This is a genomic window from Mesorhizobium sp. M1143, assembly GCF_040318435.1.
Classification (GTDB): Bacteria; Pseudomonadota; Alphaproteobacteria; order Rhizobiales; family Rhizobiaceae; genus Mesorhizobium.
Genome location: NZ_JAMYMJ010000047.1, coordinates 1 through 20,687, shown reverse-complemented (window position 1 = coordinate 20,687; position 20,687 = coordinate 1). Strand labels below are relative to the sequence as shown.

Annotated in this window: 23 protein-coding genes and 1 pseudogene; 16 read left to right on the top strand and 8 right to left on the bottom strand. The window is 62.4% G+C overall.

Annotation, left to right across the window (positions count from 1 at the left end; translation table 11 throughout):
* The first annotated feature begins 54 nt into the window (after positions 1-54).
* From NKH35_RS24795 to NKH35_RS24785, 3 genes are all read left to right on the top strand, one after another.
* A complete protein-coding gene (locus NKH35_RS24795) occupies positions 55-972 on the top strand; it encodes a right-handed parallel beta-helix repeat-containing protein (protein ID WP_050590409.1) in 918 nt (305 codons plus the stop codon).
* A 450-nt stretch (positions 973-1,422) separates the two neighbouring features.
* On the top strand, positions 1,423-2,388 hold the full coding sequence (locus NKH35_RS24790) for a right-handed parallel beta-helix repeat-containing protein (RefSeq protein WP_156937220.1): 966 nt from the start codon (positions 1,423-1,425) through the stop codon (positions 2,386-2,388).
* Between the two features lie 160 nt (positions 2,389-2,548).
* Positions 2,549-3,151, top strand: a complete 603-nt coding sequence (locus NKH35_RS24785; RefSeq protein WP_023734224.1) for a YqhG/Tai3 family protein — start codon at positions 2,549-2,551, stop codon at positions 3,149-3,151.
* Here NKH35_RS24785 and NKH35_RS24780 read toward each other — a convergent pair.
* On the bottom strand, positions 3,129-3,410 hold the full coding sequence (locus tag NKH35_RS24780; protein WP_023734223.1) for a hypothetical protein: 282 nt from the start codon (positions 3,408-3,410) through the stop codon (positions 3,129-3,131). The genes NKH35_RS24785 and NKH35_RS24780 overlap by 23 nt on opposite strands.
* Positions 3,411-3,446: 36 nt before the next feature.
* Positions 3,447-3,908, bottom strand: a complete 462-nt coding sequence (queF, locus tag NKH35_RS24775) for a preQ(1) synthase (RefSeq protein WP_023715229.1) — start codon at positions 3,906-3,908, stop codon at positions 3,447-3,449.
* A gap of 140 nt (positions 3,909-4,048) precedes the next feature.
* On the opposite strand from queF, the gene NKH35_RS24770 reads away from it, so the two are divergent.
* The gene (locus NKH35_RS24770; protein WP_352916730.1) at positions 4,049-6,094 is read left to right on the top strand and encodes an oxidoreductase; all 2,046 of its coding nucleotides are present in this window, start codon (positions 4,049-4,051) and stop codon (positions 6,092-6,094) included.
* A gap of 220 nt (positions 6,095-6,314) precedes the next feature.
* Here NKH35_RS24770 and NKH35_RS24765 read toward each other — a convergent pair whose 3' ends face one another.
* On the bottom strand, positions 6,315-6,722 hold the full coding sequence (locus NKH35_RS24765) for a hypothetical protein (protein WP_023715231.1): 408 nt from the start codon (positions 6,720-6,722) through the stop codon (positions 6,315-6,317).
* A 192-nt stretch (positions 6,723-6,914) separates the two neighbouring features.
* On the opposite strand from NKH35_RS24765, the gene NKH35_RS24760 reads away from it, so the two are divergent.
* Positions 6,915-7,319 (top strand): MarR family winged helix-turn-helix transcriptional regulator, encoded by a 405-nt coding sequence (locus NKH35_RS24760; protein ID WP_023672921.1) that lies wholly within the window; start codon positions 6,915-6,917, stop codon positions 7,317-7,319.
* Between the two features lie 21 nt (positions 7,320-7,340).
* On the opposite strand, the gene NKH35_RS24755 is transcribed toward NKH35_RS24760, so the two are convergent.
* The gene (locus tag NKH35_RS24755; RefSeq protein ID WP_352916706.1) at positions 7,341-9,407 is read right to left on the bottom strand and encodes a putative bifunctional diguanylate cyclase/phosphodiesterase; all 2,067 of its coding nucleotides are present in this window, start codon (positions 9,405-9,407) and stop codon (positions 7,341-7,343) included.
* A 309-nt stretch (positions 9,408-9,716) separates the two neighbouring features.
* Here NKH35_RS24755 and NKH35_RS24750 point away from each other — a divergent pair, with 309 nt between their 5' ends.
* From NKH35_RS24750 to NKH35_RS24735, 4 genes are all read left to right on the top strand, one after another.
* A complete protein-coding gene (locus NKH35_RS24750; RefSeq protein ID WP_027049638.1) occupies positions 9,717-10,904 on the top strand; it encodes a glycine C-acetyltransferase in 1,188 nt (395 codons plus the stop codon).
* A gap of 169 nt (positions 10,905-11,073) precedes the next feature.
* Positions 11,074-12,108 carry an L-threonine 3-dehydrogenase gene (gene tdh / locus NKH35_RS24745; protein ID WP_023672918.1) on the top strand — a complete coding sequence of 345 codons (1,035 nt, stop codon included), beginning with the start codon at positions 11,074-11,076 and terminating at the stop codon, positions 12,106-12,108.
* Positions 12,109-12,126: 18 nt separating this feature from the next.
* Positions 12,127-12,498, top strand: coding sequence for a DUF4304 domain-containing protein (locus NKH35_RS24740; RefSeq protein WP_081839826.1), 372 nt, complete (start codon positions 12,127-12,129; stop codon positions 12,496-12,498).
* Positions 12,417-12,749: a hypothetical protein gene (locus NKH35_RS24735; RefSeq protein WP_027049637.1), complete on the top strand. Its 333-nt coding sequence runs from the start codon at positions 12,417-12,419 to the stop codon at positions 12,747-12,749. The genes NKH35_RS24740 and NKH35_RS24735 overlap by 82 nt, the downstream gene beginning before the upstream one ends.
* A 31-nt stretch (positions 12,750-12,780) precedes the next feature.
* Here NKH35_RS24735 and NKH35_RS24730 read toward each other — a convergent pair whose 3' ends face one another.
* The gene (locus tag NKH35_RS24730) at positions 12,781-13,218 is read right to left on the bottom strand and encodes a MarR family winged helix-turn-helix transcriptional regulator (RefSeq protein WP_023724852.1); all 438 of its coding nucleotides are present in this window, start codon (positions 13,216-13,218) and stop codon (positions 12,781-12,783) included.
* Between the two features lie 124 nt (positions 13,219-13,342).
* On the opposite strand from NKH35_RS24730, the gene hmgA reads away from it, so the two are divergent.
* The 5 genes and pseudogenes from hmgA (at position 13,343) to NKH35_RS24705 (ending at position 17,407) form a co-directional block, all read left to right on the top strand.
* Entirely contained in the window at positions 13,343-14,656 is a 1,314-nt protein-coding gene (gene hmgA, locus NKH35_RS24725) for a homogentisate 1,2-dioxygenase (protein ID WP_031215466.1), read from the top strand.
* A gap of 10 nt (positions 14,657-14,666) precedes the next feature.
* A pseudogene (locus NKH35_RS24720) lies at positions 14,667-15,554 on the top strand (MBL fold metallo-hydrolase).
* Positions 15,551-16,564: a fumarylacetoacetate hydrolase family protein gene (locus NKH35_RS24715; RefSeq protein ID WP_023672913.1), complete on the top strand. Its 1,014-nt coding sequence runs from the start codon at positions 15,551-15,553 to the stop codon at positions 16,562-16,564. The pseudogene NKH35_RS24720 and the gene NKH35_RS24715 overlap by 4 nt, the downstream one beginning before the upstream one ends.
* Positions 16,565-16,577: 13 nt before the next feature.
* Positions 16,578-16,874, top strand: a complete 297-nt coding sequence (locus NKH35_RS24710) for a hypothetical protein (protein WP_023672912.1) — start codon at positions 16,578-16,580, stop codon at positions 16,872-16,874.
* Positions 16,871-17,407, top strand: a complete 537-nt coding sequence (locus NKH35_RS24705; protein ID WP_023672911.1) for a DinB family protein — start codon at positions 16,871-16,873, stop codon at positions 17,405-17,407. The genes NKH35_RS24710 and NKH35_RS24705 overlap by 4 nt, the downstream gene beginning before the upstream one ends.
* Positions 17,408-17,410: 3 nt before the next feature.
* On the opposite strand, the gene NKH35_RS24700 is transcribed toward NKH35_RS24705, so the two are convergent.
* Positions 17,411-17,635 (bottom strand): type II toxin-antitoxin system Phd/YefM family antitoxin, encoded by a 225-nt coding sequence (locus NKH35_RS24700; RefSeq protein ID WP_023672910.1) that lies wholly within the window; start codon positions 17,633-17,635, stop codon positions 17,411-17,413.
* Positions 17,636-17,698: 63 nt separating this feature from the next.
* Positions 17,699-18,814, bottom strand: a complete 1,116-nt coding sequence (gene hppD / locus NKH35_RS24695) for a 4-hydroxyphenylpyruvate dioxygenase (RefSeq protein WP_352916702.1) — start codon at positions 18,812-18,814, stop codon at positions 17,699-17,701.
* A 134-nt stretch (positions 18,815-18,948) separates the two neighbouring features.
* Between hppD and NKH35_RS24690 the strand changes: the two genes are divergently transcribed.
* On the top strand, positions 18,949-19,416 hold the full coding sequence (locus NKH35_RS24690; RefSeq protein WP_352916700.1) for an Lrp/AsnC family transcriptional regulator: 468 nt from the start codon (positions 18,949-18,951) through the stop codon (positions 19,414-19,416).
* Positions 19,417-19,640: 224 nt separating this feature from the next.
* Here NKH35_RS24690 and NKH35_RS24685 read toward each other — a convergent pair whose 3' ends face one another.
* Entirely contained in the window at positions 19,641-19,979 is a 339-nt protein-coding gene (locus tag NKH35_RS24685) for a protein tyrosine phosphatase family protein (RefSeq protein WP_023689629.1), read from the bottom strand.
* A 207-nt stretch (positions 19,980-20,186) separates the two neighbouring features.
* Between NKH35_RS24685 and NKH35_RS24680 the strand changes: the two genes are divergently transcribed.
* Complete coding sequence (locus NKH35_RS24680; RefSeq protein WP_023672906.1) at positions 20,187-20,531, top strand: RidA family protein; 345 nt, start codon at positions 20,187-20,189, stop codon at positions 20,529-20,531.
* Positions 20,532-20,687: the final 156 nt, after the last annotated feature.

Here is a 20,687-nt window from a genome sequence, read left to right as displayed (position 1 = left end):
GGGCATGTGAAATCGATCACATATCTATTGTCATCAATTCTAGTTGCAATTGTAGTGGCTTGTCTTGCCACGCCGGCGTCCGCACAGGCGACCCGGACATGGGTTTCCGGTGTTGGCGACGACGCCAATCCGTGCAGCCGTACCGCACCTTGCAAGACCTTCGCCGGTGCGATCTCGAAAACCGCCGCCGGCGGCGAAATCAATTGCATCGATCCAGGCGGCTTCGGCGGGGTGACCATCACCAAATCCATGACGATCGCCTGCGAGGACGTTGAGGCGGGCGTGTTGAATGCGTCGGTGAATGGCATCATCGTCAACGCGTTGGCGACCGACATCATCGTTCTGCGCGGTCTCGATATCGACAGCGCGACGGCTGGGCCAGGTCTCAATGGAATCCGGTTTCTTGCCGGCGCCGCCTTGCATGTCGAGGATTGCGTCATTCGCGACAACACGGCTGCGGCGCCGAACGGCAACGGCATTTTGTTCGCACCGTCGGGCACAGCCGAACTTTATGTCAGCAACTCGTTCATCACCGGCAACAATGACGGCATTCATATCCAGCCGACCGCCGGCGGCGTTGCCAAGGTCATCATTGAGAACTCGACCATTGAGAACAACAACCTGGCCGGTGTGAAGGCTGACGGCACAAGCAACACGGGCGGCTCCAACACGACGATCGTGAACAGCAGCGTGTCGGGCAACACCAACGCCGGCATCAGCATATTCAATCCGGCTGGCGGGCCGGTGATCAGCATGATGGTTGACGGCGTTGCCGTCGCCAATAACGGCGTGGTCGGCGGGCTGCGTGTCGATGGCGCCAACGCAACCATCCGCGTCGGCCGCTCGACGATCTCCGGCAATGGCACCGGCACGGTCATCGTCAACGGCGGGTTGATCTCGTCTTACGGCACCAACCAGCTCAACGGCAACACTGCTGACGGCCCCAATCCGCCAACCATCGCGCTGAAATAGCTGCAGGGGTTAACTGTTGATAGCAACGCTTGGCGCGGCAACACCGCGCCAAGTGCATTTTATGGCTGGACGCGCAACCAGCTTGAATGACCGGGCGGGTCCCGGAGTACTGCCACCAGTCCTCTCTGTCGTTGTCGACTGCCAGTCCTGATGACATGATCTCGAGGCAGGACCACGCGAAGTAGGGCGTGGCTGACAGCCAGATTACAAGACGACCGAAATCGATGTCTTGCAAATCGATGTCTTGCCAAGGGCGCCCGATTTGTCGGTCCGCTCCACCGGGCTGTCAGTGAGACCATCGCAATCTTCGCGGGGATCGCTTTTGCCGGCTGAGAAACAGAGCCGATTTCAGATTGAATTGTGTTCTAGTTGCTCTTTTGGCTGTAGCGTGTTAGATTTATATTGCATATATGCAATAGTTCCTAGTTTTCCATTGGGGGGTGTGAGAAGATGATTAAAATTGTATACATGGTATCTTCTATTTTAGTCGCCATGGTGATGGCTTGTCTTGCGACGCCGGCGTCCGCGCAGGCGCCCCGGACGTGGGTTTCCGGCGTTGGCGACGACGTCAATCCGTGCAGCCGCACCGCACCTTGCAAGACTTTCGCCGGCGCGATCTCGAAAACGGCTGCCGGCGGCGAAATCAATTGCGTCGACCCGGGCGGCTTTGGCGCGGTGACGATCACCAAGTCGATAACGATCGCTTGCGAGGACGTCGAGGCAGGCATATCGAATGCGGGGACGCAAGTGACCATCAACGCGCTAGCGACCGACGTCGTCGTTCTGCGCGGTCTCGATATCGACACAGCGACGGCATCGCCTGGAATCAATGGCGTCCGCTTTCTCGTCGGCGCCGCCTTGCACATCGAGGATTGCGTCATTCGTGGCAACAGCTCTGCGGCGCCGAACGGCAACGGCATCCTGTTCGCACCGTCGGGCGCGTCCGAACTCTATATCACCAACAGCTTCATCACCGGCAACGGCGCGGACGGCGTTCATATCCAGCCGACCGCAGCCGGCGTTGCCAAGGTCATCATCGAGAACTCGACCATCGAGAACAACAACCTGGCCGGCGTGAAGGCTGACGGCACCAGCAACACGGGCGGCTCCAACACGACGATCGTGGATAGCAGCGTGTCGGGCAACACGAATGCCGGCATCAGCATCCTGAATCCGGTCGGCGGGCCTGCGATCAACATCATGGTTGACGGCGTTGCCGTGGCCAACAACGGAGCGGCAGGCGGCCTGCGTGCCGACGGCGCCAACGCGACCATCCGGGTCGGCAGATCGACGATCTCCGGTAATACGACGGGCACGGCCATCGTTAATGGCGGTGCCATATCGTCCTATGGCACCAATCAGCTCAACGGCAACACGGCTGACGGTTCGAACCCGCCAACCATTGCGCAGAAATAGGTTTGCGGATTGCAGCGCTTCGCGCGGGAACCACCAGGGCGAAGCAAGCAATCGAGGGCTTGTTAGCTTCGTCAAAGTCTGCATCTTTGCCGCCAGGCGCCGATGACATGGCTGAACGTTTCGGCCGGTATGTGACTGATCGGGCCTGGAGTGATGCGTGATGGCCCATAGCCGTCTTCCGACTTTGCTGACTGTAAGCCTGCTGGCAGGATTGAACACGGCTGCCGCTCAAGGGCTGCTCGGTTCGCCACCTGCAAATGCCCCGGCCGAGACAGTGCCGGGCGGCGCAGCACCGCCCGCAAATCCACCCGGGACAGCGGTGGAACCGGCGACACCGCCGGTTGGGTGGTCGCCGGCCGAGCCGGCCGCGCCCGTCCTGGCGGGCTCGCCGACGGCTGTGGTCAAGCCGTTCTACGAACATCTCGGACTGGAGCTCGATCCGACCCAGCGCAAGAACTTCGTCGACCCGGCCAAGACCGTACTCGACAAGAGCGACGCGTTGCGCAAATCCGGGCAGGGCGAATGCCTCGACCCCAACATGGCGCTCGACAATGCCGATTACGACAAGCTTGCAATCGACAAGAGCCTGAAGAGCATCGAGGCCGTCAATGGTGATCAGGCCAAGGTGGTGGTCGCCTTCGTCGTCGAAGGCAACCAGCACCGGCTGGAGTGGAAGCTGAAGAAGGTCGACGGCGACTGGAAGATATCCGATCTGCTTTCGGTGACCGGTGAATGGGCGCTCAGCCAGTATCAGTGCGAATAAGCCGCCGATTGTTTCCGGGTGGTCGGCAATGAAGCTTCGCGTTTTGCTCGCGATCGCGCTGGTCGGGTTGGGCGCTGCCGGCTGCGGCCTCGACTCGCACATCGGCACGATGCTGATCGCCCGCGCGCCTTGGCAAGCTTTGGCGGCTCCCGGCGATTTGCCCGTCGAGCGCGTCGTGCTCGACCAGCCCGGCGCTCCTGATCTGGTCGGCTGGGCGGCTGATCGAAAGGGCAGCTGCGGCGCGGTCGTACTGCTGCATGGGCGCGGCGCCGAGCCGCCTATGGCTGACGTCAGTTCAGCCACGGCCGCGATAGGGGGCAACGCCGGTGTCGGGCAACCAGGCGCCTTCGGGCGGAGCGCCGGTCTGCCAGAAGACATCGATCGGAATGCCGCCGCGCGGATACCAATAGCCGCCTATGCGCAACCACAGCGGCTTCGTTGCCGCCACAATGCGGCGGCCGATCATCACCGTGCAGTCTTCATGGAAAGCGCCATGGTTGCGAAACGAAGTCAAAAACAGTTTGAGCGACTTCGATTCCACAAGGGTGGCATCGGGTGCGTAGTCGATGACGAGATGAGCGAAATCCGGCTGTCCGGTTACCGGGCAGAGCGAGGTGAATTCCGGGCAGGTGAAGCGCACGATCGCCGGCGGCCCGTCGCCGCGCTGGAACGGCACGGTCTCCAGGACCGCGGTCTCCGGGCTCTGTGGCGTCCCGACGTGGGCGCCGAGCTGGGTGAGGGTTTTGGTATCGATCATCGTGGTTTTCCTGGGGATTTTCCGCGCTCATTAGCATCGGATCAAAAAGTGTGCAGCGATTTTCGGATAAATTCGATGCTTAAGACAAGAACTGGAGCAGCGCGCGCTGCTCCGACACAAACTGGAACGGCAGGAAGATGATGACCAGCAACGACCCGCTTCTCCAGCCTTACCAGCTCAAACACCTGACGCTGAAGAACAGGGTGATGTCGACCAGCCACGAGCCGGCCTATTCAGAGGACGGCATGCCGAAACAGCGCTACCGGCTCTACCACGCCGAAAAGGCCAAGGGCGGCATGGCGCTGACCATGACGGCGGGCTCGGCCATCGTCTCGCGCGACAGCCCGGCCGCGTTCGGCAATCTGCATGTCTATGACGACCGCATCGTGCCGTGGCTGGCCGAACTGGCGGGCGCCTGCCACGAGTATGACTGCAAGGTGATGATCCAGATCACCCATCTTGGCCGCCGCACCGGCTGGAACAAGGCCGACTGGCTGCCGGTGCTGTCGGCCTCGCCGGTGCGTGAGCCGGCGCACCGCGCGTTCCCGAAAACCATCGAGGACTGGGACATCGAGCGCATCGTCGCCGACTATGCGTCCGCTGCGCAGCGCTGCCAGGCGGCTGGCCTCGACGGCATCGAGTTCGAATCCTACGGCCATCTGATGGACGGGTTCTGGTCGCCGGCCACAAACCATCGCGACGACGAGTTCGGCGGTTCGCTCGACAACCGGCTGCGCTTCACCGACATGGTGCTGGATGCCGTGCGGGCTGCCGTCGGTGAGAAGTTCATCGTCGGCATCCGCATGGTCGCCGATGAGGATTTTGACAAAGGCCTGTCAAAGGCGGAGGGCGTCGAGATCGCCAGACGGCTCGCCAATTCCGGCAAGGTCGATTTCCTGAACATCATCCGCGGCTCGATCGAAAGCGACGCGGCGCTCACCAAGGTTATCCCGGTCGCCGGCATGCGATCTTCCCCGCATCTCGATTTCGCCGGCGAGGTGAGGGCGGCAACGAAATTTCCGACCTTCCATGCGGCGCGGATTTCCGATGTGGCCACGGCGCGCCACGCCATCGCGACCGGCAAGCTCGATATGGTCGGCATGACCCGCGCCCATATCGCCGACCCGCACATCATCAAGAAGGTCATGGAAGGCCGCGAGCACGAGATCCGGCCTTGCGTCGGCGCCACCTATTGCCTCGATCGTATCTATGAAGGCGGCGAGGCGCTGTGCGTCCACAATGCCGCGACCGGCCGCGAGGCCGAGATTCCGCATATCATCGTCATGACCGAAGGGCCCAGGCGGAAAGTCGTCGTCGTTGGCGCTGGCGCCGGCGGGCTGGAGGCAGCTCGCGTCATGGCCGAACGCGGCCACCATGTCACCGTGCTCGAAGCCTCCGGTCAGGCCGGCGGCCAGGTTCGGCTGGCAACGCAGAACCCGCGTCGCAAGGAACTGATCGGCATCATCGACTGGCGGCTGGCCGAACTCGACCGGCTCGGCGTCGGGATCCGCTACGATACATGGGCCGAGCAGGACGATGTGCTGGCGCTGTCGCCCGACGTGGTGGTGATCGCCACCGGCGGCCTGCCGCAGAACCCGCCGCTGACATCGGGCGACAATCTCGTCACGTCGAGCTGGGACATCATGGCCGGCAGTGTCAAGCCGGCGGAGAACGTGCTACTCTTCGACGACAATGGTGGCCACCAGGGCATGGGCGCGGCGGAGCTGATCGCCAATGCAGGGTCAAAACTGGAGCTGGTTTCGCCGGAGCGCTTCTTCGCCCCCGAAATGGGCGGCATGAACCACGTGCCCTATATGCGCGCCTTCCAGGAGAAGGGCGTCACCATCACCATCAACACCAGGCTGCGCTCGGTACGGCGCGAGGGCAACCAGCTGGTCGCCGAACTCGCCTCCGACTTTGCCGATGGCTGGCGTGGCGAAAGGCGGGTCGACCAGGTGGTGGTCGAGCACGGCACGGCGCCGCTCGACGATCTCTATCTCCAGCTGAAACCGCTGTCGAAGAATGGTGGCGCGGTCGACTATGAGCGGCTGGTCGGCGGCGGCGATATTTTTCCTTCACGCAATCCTGAAGGCGGCTTCGTGCTGTTGCGCATCGGCGATGCGGTCGCCTCGCGCAACATCCATGCCGCCATCTATGACGGCATCAGGTTCGGCTTGCGGGTTTGAGCCTACAAGCCGGCCTACGGCTTGTTCCAAAGCTCGATCTCACCCTTCCGGCGGGCGCAACTCGATCGATCAAAGTGATGGGTGGCGCGCAGCCAAACCTCTGTGCGGAGAGCCACCTTGCACATCCGTCCGAACTGCGCGCCGCGTACGCTACCAGCCGAGAGCCAGGCGACGCACGATGCGGAATGGTCTTCAACCGGGAGGCGACGTGCGGCAGGGCTCAAATCATCCTGGCGGTCGCCATGCAAAGCACGGTGAGCACCAGCAGCCAGGCGGCGATGCGCTCGCCGCGGGCCATTTTGGTGCGCAGCGCCGCTTCCGTTGCGACGTCCGCGCCGGCAAGCTGCCGGCTGGTCTTGCGGACGACGACGTTGAGAACGCCGGCAGCGGCGAAGGCGGCCAGGATGCCTAGCGCCAGCACCATTTCCATCGAGCCGAAATAGGCGCCGTGGAAGAAATACCAGAGCAGGGCGCCGGTCACGAACACCATGCCGGCCGAGCCCATTTGCGGTCCGATAAAGCGCTCCGCCCTGATCTCGGGGTCGCGGGCAAGCGTGATGGTGGTGCCGGCCCAGAACACACCGGCCATGACGTGAAGGCCGATAACGACGATGTAGACATATTGCATGACCGCTTCCTCCTTGCCCGCCGCCCGTCCTCGGATCCCTGTCGAATGCAGGATGATACGAACTCGGTAGATCGACACGCATGATAGTTAGGTATCAAATGGTTCGATGTCAATGTATAATGCCGCGTTCCATCGCTCGGCGCCTTGTTCTACTGTCGGCGCATGACTCCCTTTGACCGTCCGCCAATCGGCATGAATCTCGCGCGCACCTCCAAGCTGGTGGCGCAGGCCTTTGACGCCGCTTTGGTCGAGGCCGGCGGCACGCTGCCGGTGTGGCTGACCTTGCTTTCGGTCAAGTCGAGCGAGCTTGCCAACCAACGCGAACTTGCCGGCATGATCGGCATCCAGGGCGCCACGCTCACCCACCATCTCAACGCCATGGAGGCGCAAGGCTTGCTGACGCGCCGCCGCGATCCGGACAACCGCCGGGTTCATCTGGTCGAACTGACGCAGGCGGGCGAAACGATGTTCCTGAAGCTGCGGGCGGCGGCTCTCATCTTCGACAAGCGGCTGCGCGCGGGATTGCCGGACGACAGGCTGGCGGAGTTCGCCGAGGTGCTGGCGGCATTGCGGGCGAATGTCGCGCCGGCCAAATGACCGGCACCGGTGGGCAATAGTCTAGGCTAAATTGCCCTGAAGCACCTTCAGCTTGGCTTTCTTCGGGCTGCGCGCCAGCAGCCATTCGCGCGCTTTGTCCTGCGGCATCGGGAAGGCGATGGAATAGCCCTGCACCTGATCGCAGCCGATTGCCATCAGCGAATCGAGCTCGGCTTCGGTTTCCGCGCCCTCGGCGACGATCGAAATGCCGAGACCGCGCGCCAGCTCGGTGATGGCGCGCACGATCTTGGTGTTGTCGCCATTCTCGTTGATGTTCTGGACGAAGCGGCGGTCGATCTTCAGCCGGTCGATCTCGTTGGGATTGACGTGGCTGAGCGAGGCATAGCCGGTGCCGAAATCGTCGAGCTCAAGATGGACGCCGGCAGCGCGGATGTGGCGCAGCTTCGCCGCGATGCCCGTCTTCTCGTCGTCGAGAATGACGGATTCGACGATTTCCAGCGACAGTTTCTGCGGAGCAAGGCCGGCCTTTTCCAGCGTCGCGAACAGGAAGCGGTCGAAGTCGGGTTCGCGCAGCTCGGTGCCGGACACGTTGACGGCAAGCCGGCCGAAAGCGATGCCGGCGCGATCCCATTCGGCTGCTTGCTCGATCGCCTTGGTAAAGACGATGCGGCCGATCTCGGGCATGAAGCCGCATTTTTCGGCGACCGGAATGAACTCGCCCGGCCCAATCATGCCGCGCTCGGCATGCTTCCAGCGCACCAGCGCCTCGATGCCGCTGATGGCGCCGTTGCTCAGCGACACCTGCGGCTGGAAATAGACCTGGAAGGCGTTCTCCGAAATCGCGACCTTGATGTCGTGCTCGAGCTGCTTGCGGTAGTCTAGCTCGCGCCTGAGTTCCTCGGAGAAGAACGAGAAGCTGCCGCCGCCGAGCTTTTTGGCGGAATAGAGCGCGAGGTCGGCGTGGACGAGCAGATCCTCGGCATTGTCGGCGTCGATGGGATAGACGGCAATGCCGGCGCTGGCCCCTGGAAGGATGGTCGTGCCCTGGAAGGTAATCGGCTCGTTGATCTCCTCCAGGATGCGCCGGGCCAGCATGTTGATGTCCTCGGGGCCGCCGGCGCCATTGAGGATCATCACGAATTCGTCGCCGCCAAGGCGCGCGCAGAGATCCGACGCGCGGCAGGAATCGCGCATGCGCTGCGCGGTGACGACCAGAACATAGTCGCCGGCGGCGTGGCCGAGTGTGTCGTTGATCTGCTTGAACCGGTCGAGGTCGAGCTGGATCACCGCCAGCCTCTCACGCCGGCGATGCGCGCCCTTGATCAGCGTTTCGAAGTGATCGGTCAGGAAGGTGCGGTTGTGCAGGCCGGTCAGCCCGTCATGTACGGCGATGAAGGCCATCGAATTGCGGGCATCGACAAGCTCGTGCGTCTTGCGCAGGATCGCCTTCGACATCGGCCGGAAGATGAAAAGCGCCACCAGGACGATGACGCCGATGGTGGCGTAGAACAAGGTGCGATGGAGATCGAGGAGCTTTTCCGACCGCTCGTCTGCGAATGCGGCGATGCGTTGGCCGAGCGCGGCATAACCCGACAGCGTCGCATTGGCGACGGAAGCATCGAGATTGACGCGCTCGCCGCCGCCCTTGTAGGCGGCATTGCCGGAGAGCTGGGATTCGAAGGACGAGATCAGCCTTTCGCCATTGGCGACCAGCCCGACCGAGAAATAGTCGAGGTGGAACGGCTTGCCGTAAAGCACGCTCTCGATCGACTTTGGATCGGACAATGCCGGTGACAGCGGGTCGGCTCCCGTCTGTTTGAGCAGCAGGTCGTAGTTCGTCTCGAACTCGGCGGTCGCCTGTTTCAGCGCGGCAACCAGGGCCGGCTGCTTGTCACGCGCGGCGGAGCCGGTTGCGCTGGTCAAAAAGACGATGCGCTGCGACAGCGCCTTCTGGGTGCTGACGATGTCGAGCAGAGTGTGGTTGTGCTGTTGCGCCGCCATCATCTGCTGCAGCAGGATGAAGGAAGCCATCACCATAGCCGCGATGATCAGCAGCGCCAGCCAATAGCCGCTCTTGATCAGCAGGATGAGTTTGCCCGAGACGGTTTGCGCCGGCTGCTGCGACATATTCTAGGTGACCCCTCGGTCGACGGATTTCTGCCACCGATTCGTGGCAAGAACACCATTGCCTTGAAAGGGTTAACAGGTTTGGAAGCCGGCGGAACTGTTGCTTCCGCAGTAAACGAAAGCTGCTGAGATGGTTATCATGTTCTTTCGCGGCACGGCCGTATTCGCGTGCCTGCTACTCCAGCATGCTGGCCATGCGATCGGGTCGCGCCAGGGTTGAGCCCGCCGTGCCACCGAAACGGTCGCTTTTGCGATGGATTTTTAGTGCGCGTAGCGCGACAGTCGCGCCAATCTCAACAGGACCCGATCATGAGCGCGGCATTCCTCTCCCATATCGACAATGCACTGCAAGGTCTGAAATCCGCCGGGCTCTACAAATCCGAGCGGGTGATCACCTCGACCCAGTCGGCTGAGATCGAGGTCGGTGGCGACAAGGTGCTGAATTTCTGCGCCAACAACTATCTCGGCCTCGCCGACAGCGCCGAATTGCGTAACGCAGCCAAAGGCGCGCTGGACCGCTATGGCTACGGCATGGCGTCGGTACGTTTCATCTGCGGCACGCAGGAAGAGCACAAGCAGCTTGAATCAACGATTTCATCTTTCCTCGGCATGGACGACACCATCCTCTACGGCTCCTGCTTCGACGCCAATGGCGGCCTGTTCGAGACACTGCTCGGTGAGGAGGATGCGATCATCTCCGATGCGCTGAACCACGCCTCGATCATCGACGGCGTGCGACTGTCGAAGGCCAAGCGCTTCCGCTACGCCAACAACGACATGGCTGATCTCGAAGCGCGGCTGAAGGAAGCGAAGGATTGCCGCTTCCGCCTGATCGCCACCGACGGCGTGTTCTCCATGGACGGCATCATCGCCAATCTGAAAGGCGTCTGCGACCTCGCGGAAAAATACGACGCCATGGTCATGGTCGATGACAGCCATGCCGTCGGCTTCGTCGGCAAAAACGGCCGCGGCTCGGCCGAACATTGCGGCGTCGAGGGCAGGGTGGATATCATCACCGGCACGCTCGGCAAGGCGCTCGGCGGCGCCTCCGGCGGCTACACCTCCGGCAAAAGCCAGGTCGTGGACTGGCTGCGCCAGCGTTCGCGGCCTTATCTCTTTTCCAACACGCTGATGCCGGCGATTGCCGGCGCTTCCATCAAGGTGTTCGAGCTGATCCGCAATGGGGACGCCCTGCGCGAACGCCTCTATGCCAATGCGGCGCGCTTTCGCTCCGAAATGGGCAAGCTCGGCTTCACGCTGGCCGGCGCCGATCATCCGATCATTCCGGTGATGCTGGGCGATGCCAGCCTGGCGCAGGAAATGGCGGCGCGCATGCTGAAGCGCGGCATCTATGTCATCGGCTTTTCCTTCCCGGTGGTGCCGAAAGGCCAGGCGCGCATCCGCACGCAGATGTCGGCGGCGCATTCCAGCGCCGACATTGACCGCGCCGTGGCGGCATTCGCGGCGGTCGGCAAGGAACTGGGCGTGATTGGCTGAGAGTTTTACCCTCCTCCTTTGTGGGGAGGGTCGACTTTCGACCGCTTGCGAAGCAAGCGGGCGGGCGGCGGGGTGGGGGTCTGCAGGGTCATGACCTCCGCCAGTTTTTGACCCCCACCCGGCCCTTCGGGCCACCCTCCCCACAAGGGGGAGGGTAAGGAGTTGTAGCATGTCGAACATGATGAAGGCGCTGGTGAAGGCCAAGGCCGAACCGGGCATCTGGATGGAAGAGGTACCGGTGCCGGAGATCGGCCCCAACGACGTGCTGATCAAGGTCAAGAAGACGGCGATCTGCGGCACCGACGTCCACATCTACAATTGGGACCAGTGGGCGCAGAAGACCGTGCCGGTGCCGATGGTGACCGGCCATGAATTCGTCGGCACGGTGGCCGATTTCGGCGCTGCGGTCACCGAATACAAGGTCGGCCAGCGTGTCTCCGGCGAAGGTCACATCGTCTGCGGCCATTGCCGCAATTGCCGCGCCGGCAGGGGGCATCTCTGCCGTAACACGCTCGGCGTCGGCGTCAACCGCCCCGGCGCCTTCGGCGAATATCTGGCGATCCCGCAGCACAATGTCGTGCCGATCCCCGACGATGTGCCCGACGAGATCGCCGCGATCTTCGATCCCCTGGGCAATGCCGTCCACACCGCTCTGTCCTTCGACCTGGTCGGTGAAGACGTTCTGGTCACCGGCGCCGGGCCGATCGGCATCATGGGCGCGCTCGTTGCCCAATGTGTGGGGGCGCGAAAAGTCGTCATCACCGACATCAACCCGGTGCGGCTGGCGCTGGCCAAAAAGCTCGGCGTCCAGCATGTCGTCGATGCCTCGAAGGAAAAACTGCGCGACGTTATGCCGGCGCTGGGCATGACCGAGGGTTTTGACGTCGGCCTCGAAATGTCGGGCGCCGCGCCCGCCTTTCGCGACATGATCGACACCATGAACAATGGCGGCAAGATCGCCATTCTGGGCATCGCGCCGACCGGCTTCGAAATCGACTGGAACAAGGTCATCTTCAAGATGCTGCACTTGAAGGGCATCTACGGCCGCGAAATGTTCGAGACTTGGTACAAGATGATCGCCCTGGTGCAGGGGCCGCTGGATGTGTCGGGTCTGATTACGCACCGCATTGGGATCGACGATTTCCAGACGGGGTTTGACGCGATGCGGAGCGGCAGTTCGGGCAAGGTGGTGATGGATTGGTGAGGCACGTGTGGGTGCAAGATGGCGGACAATGAGCACGGTCGTATCATTGCCTCGCAGGCAAAGCTCGTACTGAAGCCGGCCGGATTTCGACGCAAAGGGCAGTCCCGAATCTGGATCGCCGATCGCGGCTTCTGGCTAAGTGTAGTCGAGTTCCAGCCCAGTTCCTGGTCCAAGGGCACTTACCTTAACGTAGCAGTCCACTGGCTCTGGGGTTCGCTTCCGGAAACGATTACCTTCGATCGCGTTGAGCGCATTGGACAGTTCGTTCCGTTCGAGAGCCCCCACAGTTTCTTCTCGCGGTTGATCAAATGGCCAAGAAGGTCGTCGAAATCGATCAGGTTCACCGATCGATGTTCCCTTCCGTCCAGGCGACAGCGAAAATCCTCGTGAGTGAATTGCAGCCGGGCGCCTACGACGAGTGGGCGGCCTTCCACGCCGGGGTGGCGGCTGGTTTGGCCGGTGATTTTGAAACGGCAAGGCGACTGTTTGAAAGCGCTCAAAGACACGCGGCTTCGCAAGCGCAGGCGCTTCTAGCCTACATTGATGATCCGGCGGCATTTCGAAGCCGTGTCAGAGGCTTCATTGAAGCCGAACGCGCCTATTACGGTCTAGGGGCGTTGCCTGCCGCATTCGCGATCTGATTTCAGCGACGGTCGAACTTATGGGAAGATCTCAACCCAAGGTGAGTTTTGCCTCCAGCGCCGCCACCCCATTCACAATCGCCGCCCGCTCTTCCGTACCAAGCCTCGCCAGCAACTGCCGTTCAAAGGCTTTCGCCAGCGGCACCATCTCGCGATAGGCGGCCAGTCCCGCCTTGGTCAGCGCCAAATGCTCCACACGCCGATCATTCTCGTCCGGCGTGCGCGTCAGCCAGCGCCGCCGCTCAAGCTCCGCCACCGCCCGCGAAACCTTGGTCTTGTGCATGGCCGACTGCTCGCCGAGCGCCGTCGCGGTCATCGTGCCGCGCTGTCCGAGCCCAGAGAGTGTGCGCCATTCCGGCCGCGTCAGACCGTGACGGTCGCGGTAGATTTTTGAAAATTCTCGGCTGACAGCGTCGGCCAGCCGGTAAAGCCGGTAGGGCAGGAAATTTTCGAGTTCGAGGGTTTCCATATGCGCACCGTGGATGCGGCATCAGCCGTTGATAGTTACATTTTCGATGGTTACAAACGAAACCAGTTTGGTCAACATCGCCGGCAGGCCGCGCTTCGCGGCGGTCGGGATCAGGGAGGATCGGATGGAATTTTCCTACATGCCGGGCTTCGGCAATGATTTTGAGACCGAAACGCTGCCCGGCTCGCTGCCGCAAGGGCGCAATTCCCCGCAGCGGCCGGCTTACGGACTTTATGCCGAGCAGCTCTCGGGCTCGCCCTTCACCGCCCCGCGCGGCACCAATGAGCGCTCCTGGCTCTACCGCATCCGGCCGAGCGTAAAACACACCGGCCGCTTCAAGGCGGCGAGCTATCCCCTGTGGAAGACCGCTCCCAATGTCGGCGACCACGAGCTGGCGCTCGGCCAGTACCGCTGGAACCCGGTGCCGATGCCGAAGGAGCCGACCGATTTCATTCAAGGGATGCGCACCATCACCACCGCCGGCGACGTGCTGGGCCAAAGCGGCATGGCGGCGCATGTCTATGTCGCCAACCGCTCGATGGTCGACGATCATTTCTTCAACGCCGACGGCGAGTTGCTGGTCGTCCCCCAGGTCGGCGCCTTGCGCTTCGTCACCGAGATGGGCGTCATCGAGCTGCGGCCCGGCGAGATCGCCGTTTTGCCGCGCGGGCTGGTGTTCAAGGTCGAGCTCATCGACAAGGAAGTGCGCGGCTATGTCTGCGAAAACTATGGTGCCAAGCTGACGCTGCCCGACCGCGGTCCGATCGGCGCCAATTGCCTCGCCAATCCGCGCGACTTCAAGACGCCCTGCGCCTGGTTTGAGGAGAAGGAGACGCCGTGCCGGCTGACGGTGAAATGGTGCGGCAATTTCCATGTCACCGAGATTGGCCATTCGCCGCTCGACGTCGTCGCCTGGCACGGCAACTACGCGCCCTACAAGTATGATCTGGCGACGTTTTCTCCGGTCGGCGCCATCCTGTTCGACCATCCCGATCCGTCGATCTTCACCGTGCTGACGGCGCCGAGCGGCGAGGAAGGCACTGCCAACATCGACTTCGTCATCTTTCCGCCGCGCTGGCTGGTGGCGGAGGATACGTTCCGGCCGCCCTGGTACCACCGCAACATCATGAGCGAGTTCATGGGCCTGATCCACGGCCAGTATGACGCCAAGGAGGAAGGTTTCGTGCCCGGCGGCATCAGCCTGCACAATCTGATGCTGGCCCACGGCCCAGACGCGCCTGGCTTCGAAAAGGCCTCGCGCTCCGAGCTGAAACCGGTCAAGCTCGACAACACCATGGCCTTCATGTTCGAGACCCGATTCCCGCAAATGCTCACCCGCTACGGCGCCGAGCTTGAAACAAGGCAGGACAATTACATCGATTGCTGGACCGATCTGAAGAAGCGTTTCAACGGCACGCCGGAGGGCGACTGGTCTTGAGATCAGCCCGATGAACGACCGGCTGGTGCTTCTCGGCTCCAAGGGCGGCCCGGCGCTGCGGCCGGGCGGGCCGTGGCCGAGTTCGTCGCTGCTGGAACTGGGCGGGCGAACCATCGTCGTCGATTGCGGGCTCGGCGTCACGCGCGGCCTGGTCGATTCCGCCGTCAGCCTGAAGGCGCTCGACCTGGTCTTCATCACCCATCTGCATTCCGACCATGTGCTGGAACTGGGTCCGTTGCTCCACACCGCCTGGACCGCCGGCCTCGCCAGCCCGGTGACGCTGTTCGGACCGCCCGGCACCGGCCAATACTGGCGCCGCTTCTGCCAGGCGATGGAGTTCGACATTGAAATTCGCATCGTCGATGAGGGCAGGCCGGACATTCGCGAAATGGCTTCGATCGTGGAATTCGGCGAGGGCGAGATTTTTGCGCAGCGCGGCCTGAAGGTCTCGGCACTGCGCGTCGACCATCCGCCGGTCACGGACTGTTTCGCGCTGCGTTTCGACCACGCTGGCAAAAGCATCGTCTTCTCGGCCGACACAGCCTTCTTTCCGCCGCTCGCAGGCTTTGCCTGAAATGCCGACATTCTCGTCCATGAGGCCATGCTGGAAGAAGGCATCGAGCGGCTGGTCGCCAGGACCGGCAACGGGGCGCGGCTGAAAGAGCATCTGCTTGCCAGCCACTCATTTGCCGAGCAGGCAGGTCGCATCGCCAGCGATGCCGGGGTGAAGAGGCTGGTGCTCAACCACCTCATTCCGGCCGATGATGCCGCGATCGGCGAGGCCGACTGGGAGGCGGCCGTCAGGAAATCGTGGGCGGGTGACTTGACGATTGCCCGCGACGGCCTTGTTGTGAACTTAGACGGCGCCAAAGCCGCATCAGGAGAGGAAACCGCATGAAGCTTGCCACATTGAGGGACGGGACGCGCGACGGAAAGCTTGTCGTCGTCTCGCGCGACCTGACGCGCTTCACCGACGCCTCGTTCCTGGCGCGCACGCTGCAGGCGGCACTCGACGACTGGCAGCGGATTTCGCCGCACCTGGCGACGATCGCCGAATCGCTGGAGAACAATGCGGTGCCGTCGGCACGCTTCCATGAGCATGACGCCCATTCGCCGCTGCCGCGCGCCTATCAATGGGCCGATGGTTCTGCCTATGTGAACCACGTCGAGCTGGTGCGCAAAGCCCGCGGCGCCGAGATGCCGGCAAGCTTCTGGACCGATCCGCTGATCTACCAGGGTGGCTCGGATTCCTTCATCGCGCCGCGCGAGCCGATCCGCACGGCGGACGAAGCCTTCGGCATCGACATGGAGGCGGAAGTCTCCGTCATCGTCGACGATGTGCCGATGGGCGCCAGCCTCGACCAGGCGCGCGCCGCCATCCGGCTGGTCATGCTGGTCAATGATGTGACGTTGCGCGCGCTCACCGGACCCGAGCTCGCCAAGGGGTTTGGCTTCTTCCAGTCGAAGCCGTCCTCGGCTTTTTCGCCGGTGGCGGTGACGCCGGACGAACTCGGCGACGCCTGGGATGGCGGCAAGGTCAACCTGCCTCTGCTCGCCGACGTCAACGGCAAGCCGTTCGGCCGTGCCAATGCCGGCGTCGACATGACCTTCGACTTCCCGGCGCTGATTGCCCATGCCGCAAAGACACGGCCGCTGGTTGCCGGCACCATCATCGGCTCCGGCACCGTCTCCAACAAGCTGGATGGCGGGCCGGGCAAACCGGTGGCGGCCGGCGGCGCCGGCTATTCCTGCATCGCTGAACTGCGCATGATCGAGACCATTGAGTCTGGCGAGCCCAAGACGCCGTTCCTGCGCTTTGGCGATACAGTGCGTATCGAGATGAAGAATAAAAGCGGAAACTCGATCTTCGGCGCCATCGAGCAGAAGGTCGAGAAGTCCCAGGCATAAGAGGGGCAATGCAATGACGGGCGAGGCGTTCTACCTGCTGGCCGTCGTCTGGGCGTTGGCCATTCTGGTGGTCTTCATCCAGGCGATCCGGCTGAGCTACCGCATCGAGGCGCGCTCGCCCGATCTGACCAACCACAGTGGCTACCCGCGCAAGGCGATGATGTTTCACACCATCACCAACACCAACGTGGCGCGCGACGAGGAGACACAGGCCATGCGCCGGCGCATGAACCGGCTGCTGCTGATCGTCGTCGCCGGCTTCGCGGTGATGGCGGCAGGCATTGGCCTGATCAGACGAATGAACGCGTGACCCTGCTCGAGCATTTCAGCCGCATGGCCGGCAACAATCTCTGGTCGAACGACCGGCTCTATCGCGCCGTGCTGCAGCTAAACCCCGGCGAATTCGAAGCCGAACGCACCAACTTCTTCCCGTCGATCAAGGCAACGCTCAACCACATCCTTGCGGTCGATCATCTCTATCTCGATTTTCTCGAAGAAGGCGGCGTCGGTGCGGCCGCCTATGACGACTACGTGCCGTTCGATGTGCCGCAGGCGCTGTTTGCCGCCCAGGTCGCAGCAGATCGACGCCTGATCGCCTTTTGCGAGAAGCTGTCGGAGGCGGATCTCGACCGTCAGGTCATCACCGACCGGCGCGAGGATGGCATGATCCCCGAAAAAATCGGCGACATTCTCGCCCATGTCTTCCTGCACGACATCCACCATCGCGGCCAGGTGCACGCGATGCTCTCCGGCACGTCAGTCGCGCCGCCGCAACTGGACGAGTTCTTGCTCGATTATGATTTGAAGGTGAGGAGGGAAGAGGTCGTGCGGCTGGGCCTCTGACCTTTATCTGGTGTACTCGTTCCATTCAGGGCCGAGTTTGTCGAAATCGTCAGAAATCCAAATCTTGCCCTTCAGGGCACCTATGCGCGACAACAAGTCTTCTCGAACTGGTGGCACGAGCCGCGCCGCGATCTTGCCGTGATGAGTGATGACTATCTCCTCGCCGGCCTCCGCGCGGCCGACGAGTTCCGATAGTTTGGCCTTTGCTTCGGTTATGGAGACGTTCACGGCTTGACCCTTGTGATCGAAATTTAGATCAAAGCCGATCGAGCCGCAAACAAGCTTACGGTTTCAGGCCGCTTTCCCGTCCACCTTGATCACGCCGCGCTTGATCTGGTCCTGTTCGATCGATTCGAACAGCGCGCGGAAATTGCCTTCGCCAAAGCCTTCGTCGCCCTTGCGCTGGATGAATTCGAAGAAGATCGGGCCGATCACCGTCTTGGAGAATATCTGCAGCAGGATCTTGGTCATGCCGCCGTCGACCACGCCTTCGCCGTCGATCAGGATGCCGTGCTTCTTCATCCGCTCGATCGGCTCGTCATGCCCGTTCACCCTGTTGTACGACATGTCGTAATAGGTCCCCGGCGGACCGGGCATGAACTTCAGCCCGTTGTCGGCAAGCTTGTCGGTGGCGGCGTAGATGTCGTCGGTGCCGACGGCGATGTGCTGGATGCCCTCGCCATTGTATTTCTTCAGATACTCGGCGATCTGGCTGGTGTTGTCCTTGGACTCGTTCAGCGGGATACGGATCTTGCCGCAGGGCGAGGTGATGGCGCGGCTGACCAGGCCGGTGATCTTGCCGTCGATGTCGAAGAAATGGATCTGCTTGAAGCCGAACAGCTCGCGGTAAAAATCCCACCATTTGTCCATCTGGCCGCGATAGACATTGTGGGTGAGGTGGTCGAGGAAATAGAAGCCGACGCCTTGCGGCCGTGGATCGCGTTCGCCCAGCCACTCGGATTCGGCGTCATAGGCCGAGCCCTTCTTGCCGTACGTCTCGATGAAATAGAGCAGCGAGCCGCCAATGCCGACAATGGCCGGCGCGTCGAGCGCCTTGTCGTCGCCTTCATAGGGCGTCGCGCCTTTCGACACCGCATGCTCGAATGCGTGCTTGGCATCGACAACACGCCAGGCCATCGAGGCGGCGCAAGGGCCGTGTTTGTCGACGAACTTCATCGCATGCGAGCCCGGTTCGGCATTGACGACATAGTTGATATCGCCCTGGCGCCAGACGGTGATGTCCTTCGTGCGGTGCTTGGCCACCGCGACATAGCCCATGCGGGTGAACAGTTCTGCTAGCTTCTGCGGCTCCGCATGCGCGAACTCGACGAACTCGAAACCGTCGGTGCCGGCGGGGTTTTCCTTGCTGATCTTGGCGGGCGAGGCGTCGTGCGGAAAGGGACCCATGGCATTGCTCCAAAACTGGCGGTGGCCGCAGCGGACCACGTGCAATCATAACGCGGAGCGGCTGCACGGTGCTTGCATTCAAACGCTTGAAATGATAGATCGTGCGTGAATTGTGCACAAACGGGCCAAAGATCATGAATGAGACGCGCATCGATCAGTTCGACCGCAAGATAATGGCACTTCTGCAGGGCGATGCGCGGCTGACCAACAACGACCTGTCGGAGCGGGTGAACCTCTCCGCCTCCCAATGCTCGCGCCGCCGCCAGCGGTTGGAAGAGGACAGCTATATCAAGGGCTACCGGGCGGTGCTCGACCGCGACAAGCTCGGCTTCTCGCTGGTCAATGTCATCTCGGTGACATTGGCCACCCACAACCGCGACAATGCGCGGCGCTTCGGCGAATTGTTGGCGCGGCTGCCGGAAGTGCAGGAGGCGCACGCGCTGACCGGTGAGATGGACTACATCTTGAAAGTGGTGACCCCCGATCTGAAATCGCTGTCGGAATTCGTCAACGGCGTGCTGTTGCCGCACGACTCCGTGCAGCATGTAAAGACCGCGATCGTGCTGGAGACGCTGAAGGAGACCGGGGCGCTGCCGATCTAGTTTGAGAGAGTTTCAGTTGATACGTCGGCGGGACAGCACCCCCCCTCTGGCCTGCCGGTCATCTCTCCCGCAAGGAGGGAGATCAGCAGCTTTGTCGATAGCGCTCATCCTGCAACGTCGGCGATTGGCGAAAAGCGAAGGCGACATCCGATCTCCCCCCTTGCGGGGAGATGATGTCCGGCAGGACAGAGGGGGGTGTGAGGGATCGCCAGCGCCTCAGATGCTCACCCCTTGGACTGCTGAATCAGCCCGTAGAGATTGGTGCAGCGCGCGCCGGAGCGGCAATAAGCAAACACCGGGCCTTCGAGCGCGTCGAGCGCTTTGGCCTGATCTTCGACATTCTCGGCCGTGATCTGGCCGCTGATTACCGGGATGTAGCGGAAGGCCAGCCCCGCGGCTTCGACCGCCGCCTTGACGCTGTCGGCCGAAGGCTGGTCGGGCTGCTCGTCATCCGGCCGGTTGCAGATCACGCTCTTGAAACCGGCTTCCTTGATGGCGGCGGCATCTTCGGGCTGGATCTGGCCCGAGACCGAATAGTCCTCGCTGATTTCTCGATATTCCATGGCTCTCATCCTCTCAATCTGGTTTGGCGCGAAGTCTTGCCACTCTCACACGAGGTCGGCAATCCGCGCCGGAAAGAAATCCCTCGGCGCAGATAGACATTTGCGGCCCCAGATCCAACCCAGGCTCAAGAGGTTTCGCGCTGTTGGCCTTGCCCGGAGGCGGCAGCGACTCTAAACAGGCGCACCGACAAACGAAGGAACCATCCCATGAGCATTCGTCGCATCGATGTTGGCCCGCGCATGAGCCAGATCGTCATCCACGGCAACACCGTCTATCTCGCCGGCCAGGTCGGAACGCCCGGCGCCAGCGTTGGCGAACAGACCAGGTCGATCCTCGCATCTATCGACGAACTGCTGGCCAAGGCCGGCACCGACAAGACCAAGATCCTGCAGGCGATCATCTGGCTGGCCGATATGGGCACCTTCGCCGAGATGAACAAGGAATGGGACAAGTGGGTCCCGCAAGGCAACACGCCCGCCCGCGCCACGGGTGAGGCCAAGCTTGCAGGGCCGGAATACACTGTCGAGATTATTGTTACGGCGGCGATTTAGAGCGCGGTGCCTTACCCTCCCCTCGAGGGGAGGGTCGGCGAGTAGTCGAAGCGAAACGGAGACTGCGAGACCGGGTGGGGTCGGCGAGGCTGCACCGCCCCCCCCCCCCCGCCCCCCGGCCCCCCGGCGGCGCCGAACGCCCCCCCCCCCCCCCCC

Coding starts and splice junctions, on each gene's coding strand:
- NKH35_RS24790 (WP_156937220.1), top strand. CDS start 1,423: ATGATTAAAATTGTATACATGGTATCTTCTATTTTAGTCGCCATGGTG.
- NKH35_RS24785 (WP_023734224.1), top strand. CDS start 2,549: ATGGCCCATAGCCGTCTTCCGACTTTGCTGACTGTAAGCCTGCTGGCA.
- NKH35_RS24780 (WP_023734223.1), bottom strand. CDS start 3,410: ATGCAGCAGTACGACCGCGCCGCAGCTGCCCTTTCGATCAGCCGCCCA.
- queF (WP_023715229.1), bottom strand. CDS start 3,908: ATGATCGATACCAAAACCCTCACCCAGCTCGGCGCCCACGTCGGGACG.
- NKH35_RS24770 (WP_352916730.1), top strand. CDS start 4,049: ATGACCAGCAACGACCCGCTTCTCCAGCCTTACCAGCTCAAACACCTG.
- NKH35_RS24765 (WP_023715231.1), bottom strand. CDS start 6,722: ATGCAATATGTCTACATCGTCGTTATCGGCCTTCACGTCATGGCCGGT.
- NKH35_RS24760 (WP_023672921.1), top strand. CDS start 6,915: ATGAATCTCGCGCGCACCTCCAAGCTGGTGGCGCAGGCCTTTGACGCC.
- NKH35_RS24755 (WP_352916706.1), bottom strand. CDS start 9,407: ATGTCGCAGCAGCCGGCGCAAACCGTCTCGGGCAAACTCATCCTGCTG.
- NKH35_RS24750 (WP_027049638.1), top strand. CDS start 9,717: ATGAGCGCGGCATTCCTCTCCCATATCGACAATGCACTGCAAGGTCTG.
- tdh (WP_023672918.1), top strand. CDS start 11,074: ATGTCGAACATGATGAAGGCGCTGGTGAAGGCCAAGGCCGAACCGGGC.
- NKH35_RS24740 (WP_081839826.1), top strand. CDS start 12,127: ATGGCGGACAATGAGCACGGTCGTATCATTGCCTCGCAGGCAAAGCTC.
- NKH35_RS24735 (WP_027049637.1), top strand. CDS start 12,417: ATGGCCAAGAAGGTCGTCGAAATCGATCAGGTTCACCGATCGATGTTC.
- NKH35_RS24730 (WP_023724852.1), bottom strand. CDS start 13,218: ATGGAAACCCTCGAACTCGAAAATTTCCTGCCCTACCGGCTTTACCGG.
- hmgA (WP_031215466.1), top strand. CDS start 13,343: ATGGAATTTTCCTACATGCCGGGCTTCGGCAATGATTTTGAGACCGAA.
- NKH35_RS24715 (WP_023672913.1), top strand. CDS start 15,551: ATGAAGCTTGCCACATTGAGGGACGGGACGCGCGACGGAAAGCTTGTC.
- NKH35_RS24710 (WP_023672912.1), top strand. CDS start 16,578: ATGACGGGCGAGGCGTTCTACCTGCTGGCCGTCGTCTGGGCGTTGGCC.
- hppD (WP_352916702.1), bottom strand. CDS start 18,814: ATGGGTCCCTTTCCGCACGACGCCTCGCCCGCCAAGATCAGCAAGGAA.
- NKH35_RS24690 (WP_352916700.1), top strand. CDS start 18,949: ATGAATGAGACGCGCATCGATCAGTTCGACCGCAAGATAATGGCACTT.
- NKH35_RS24685 (WP_023689629.1), bottom strand. CDS start 19,979: ATGGAATATCGAGAAATCAGCGAGGACTATTCGGTCTCGGGCCAGATC.
- NKH35_RS24680 (WP_023672906.1), top strand. CDS start 20,187: ATGAGCATTCGTCGCATCGATGTTGGCCCGCGCATGAGCCAGATCGTC.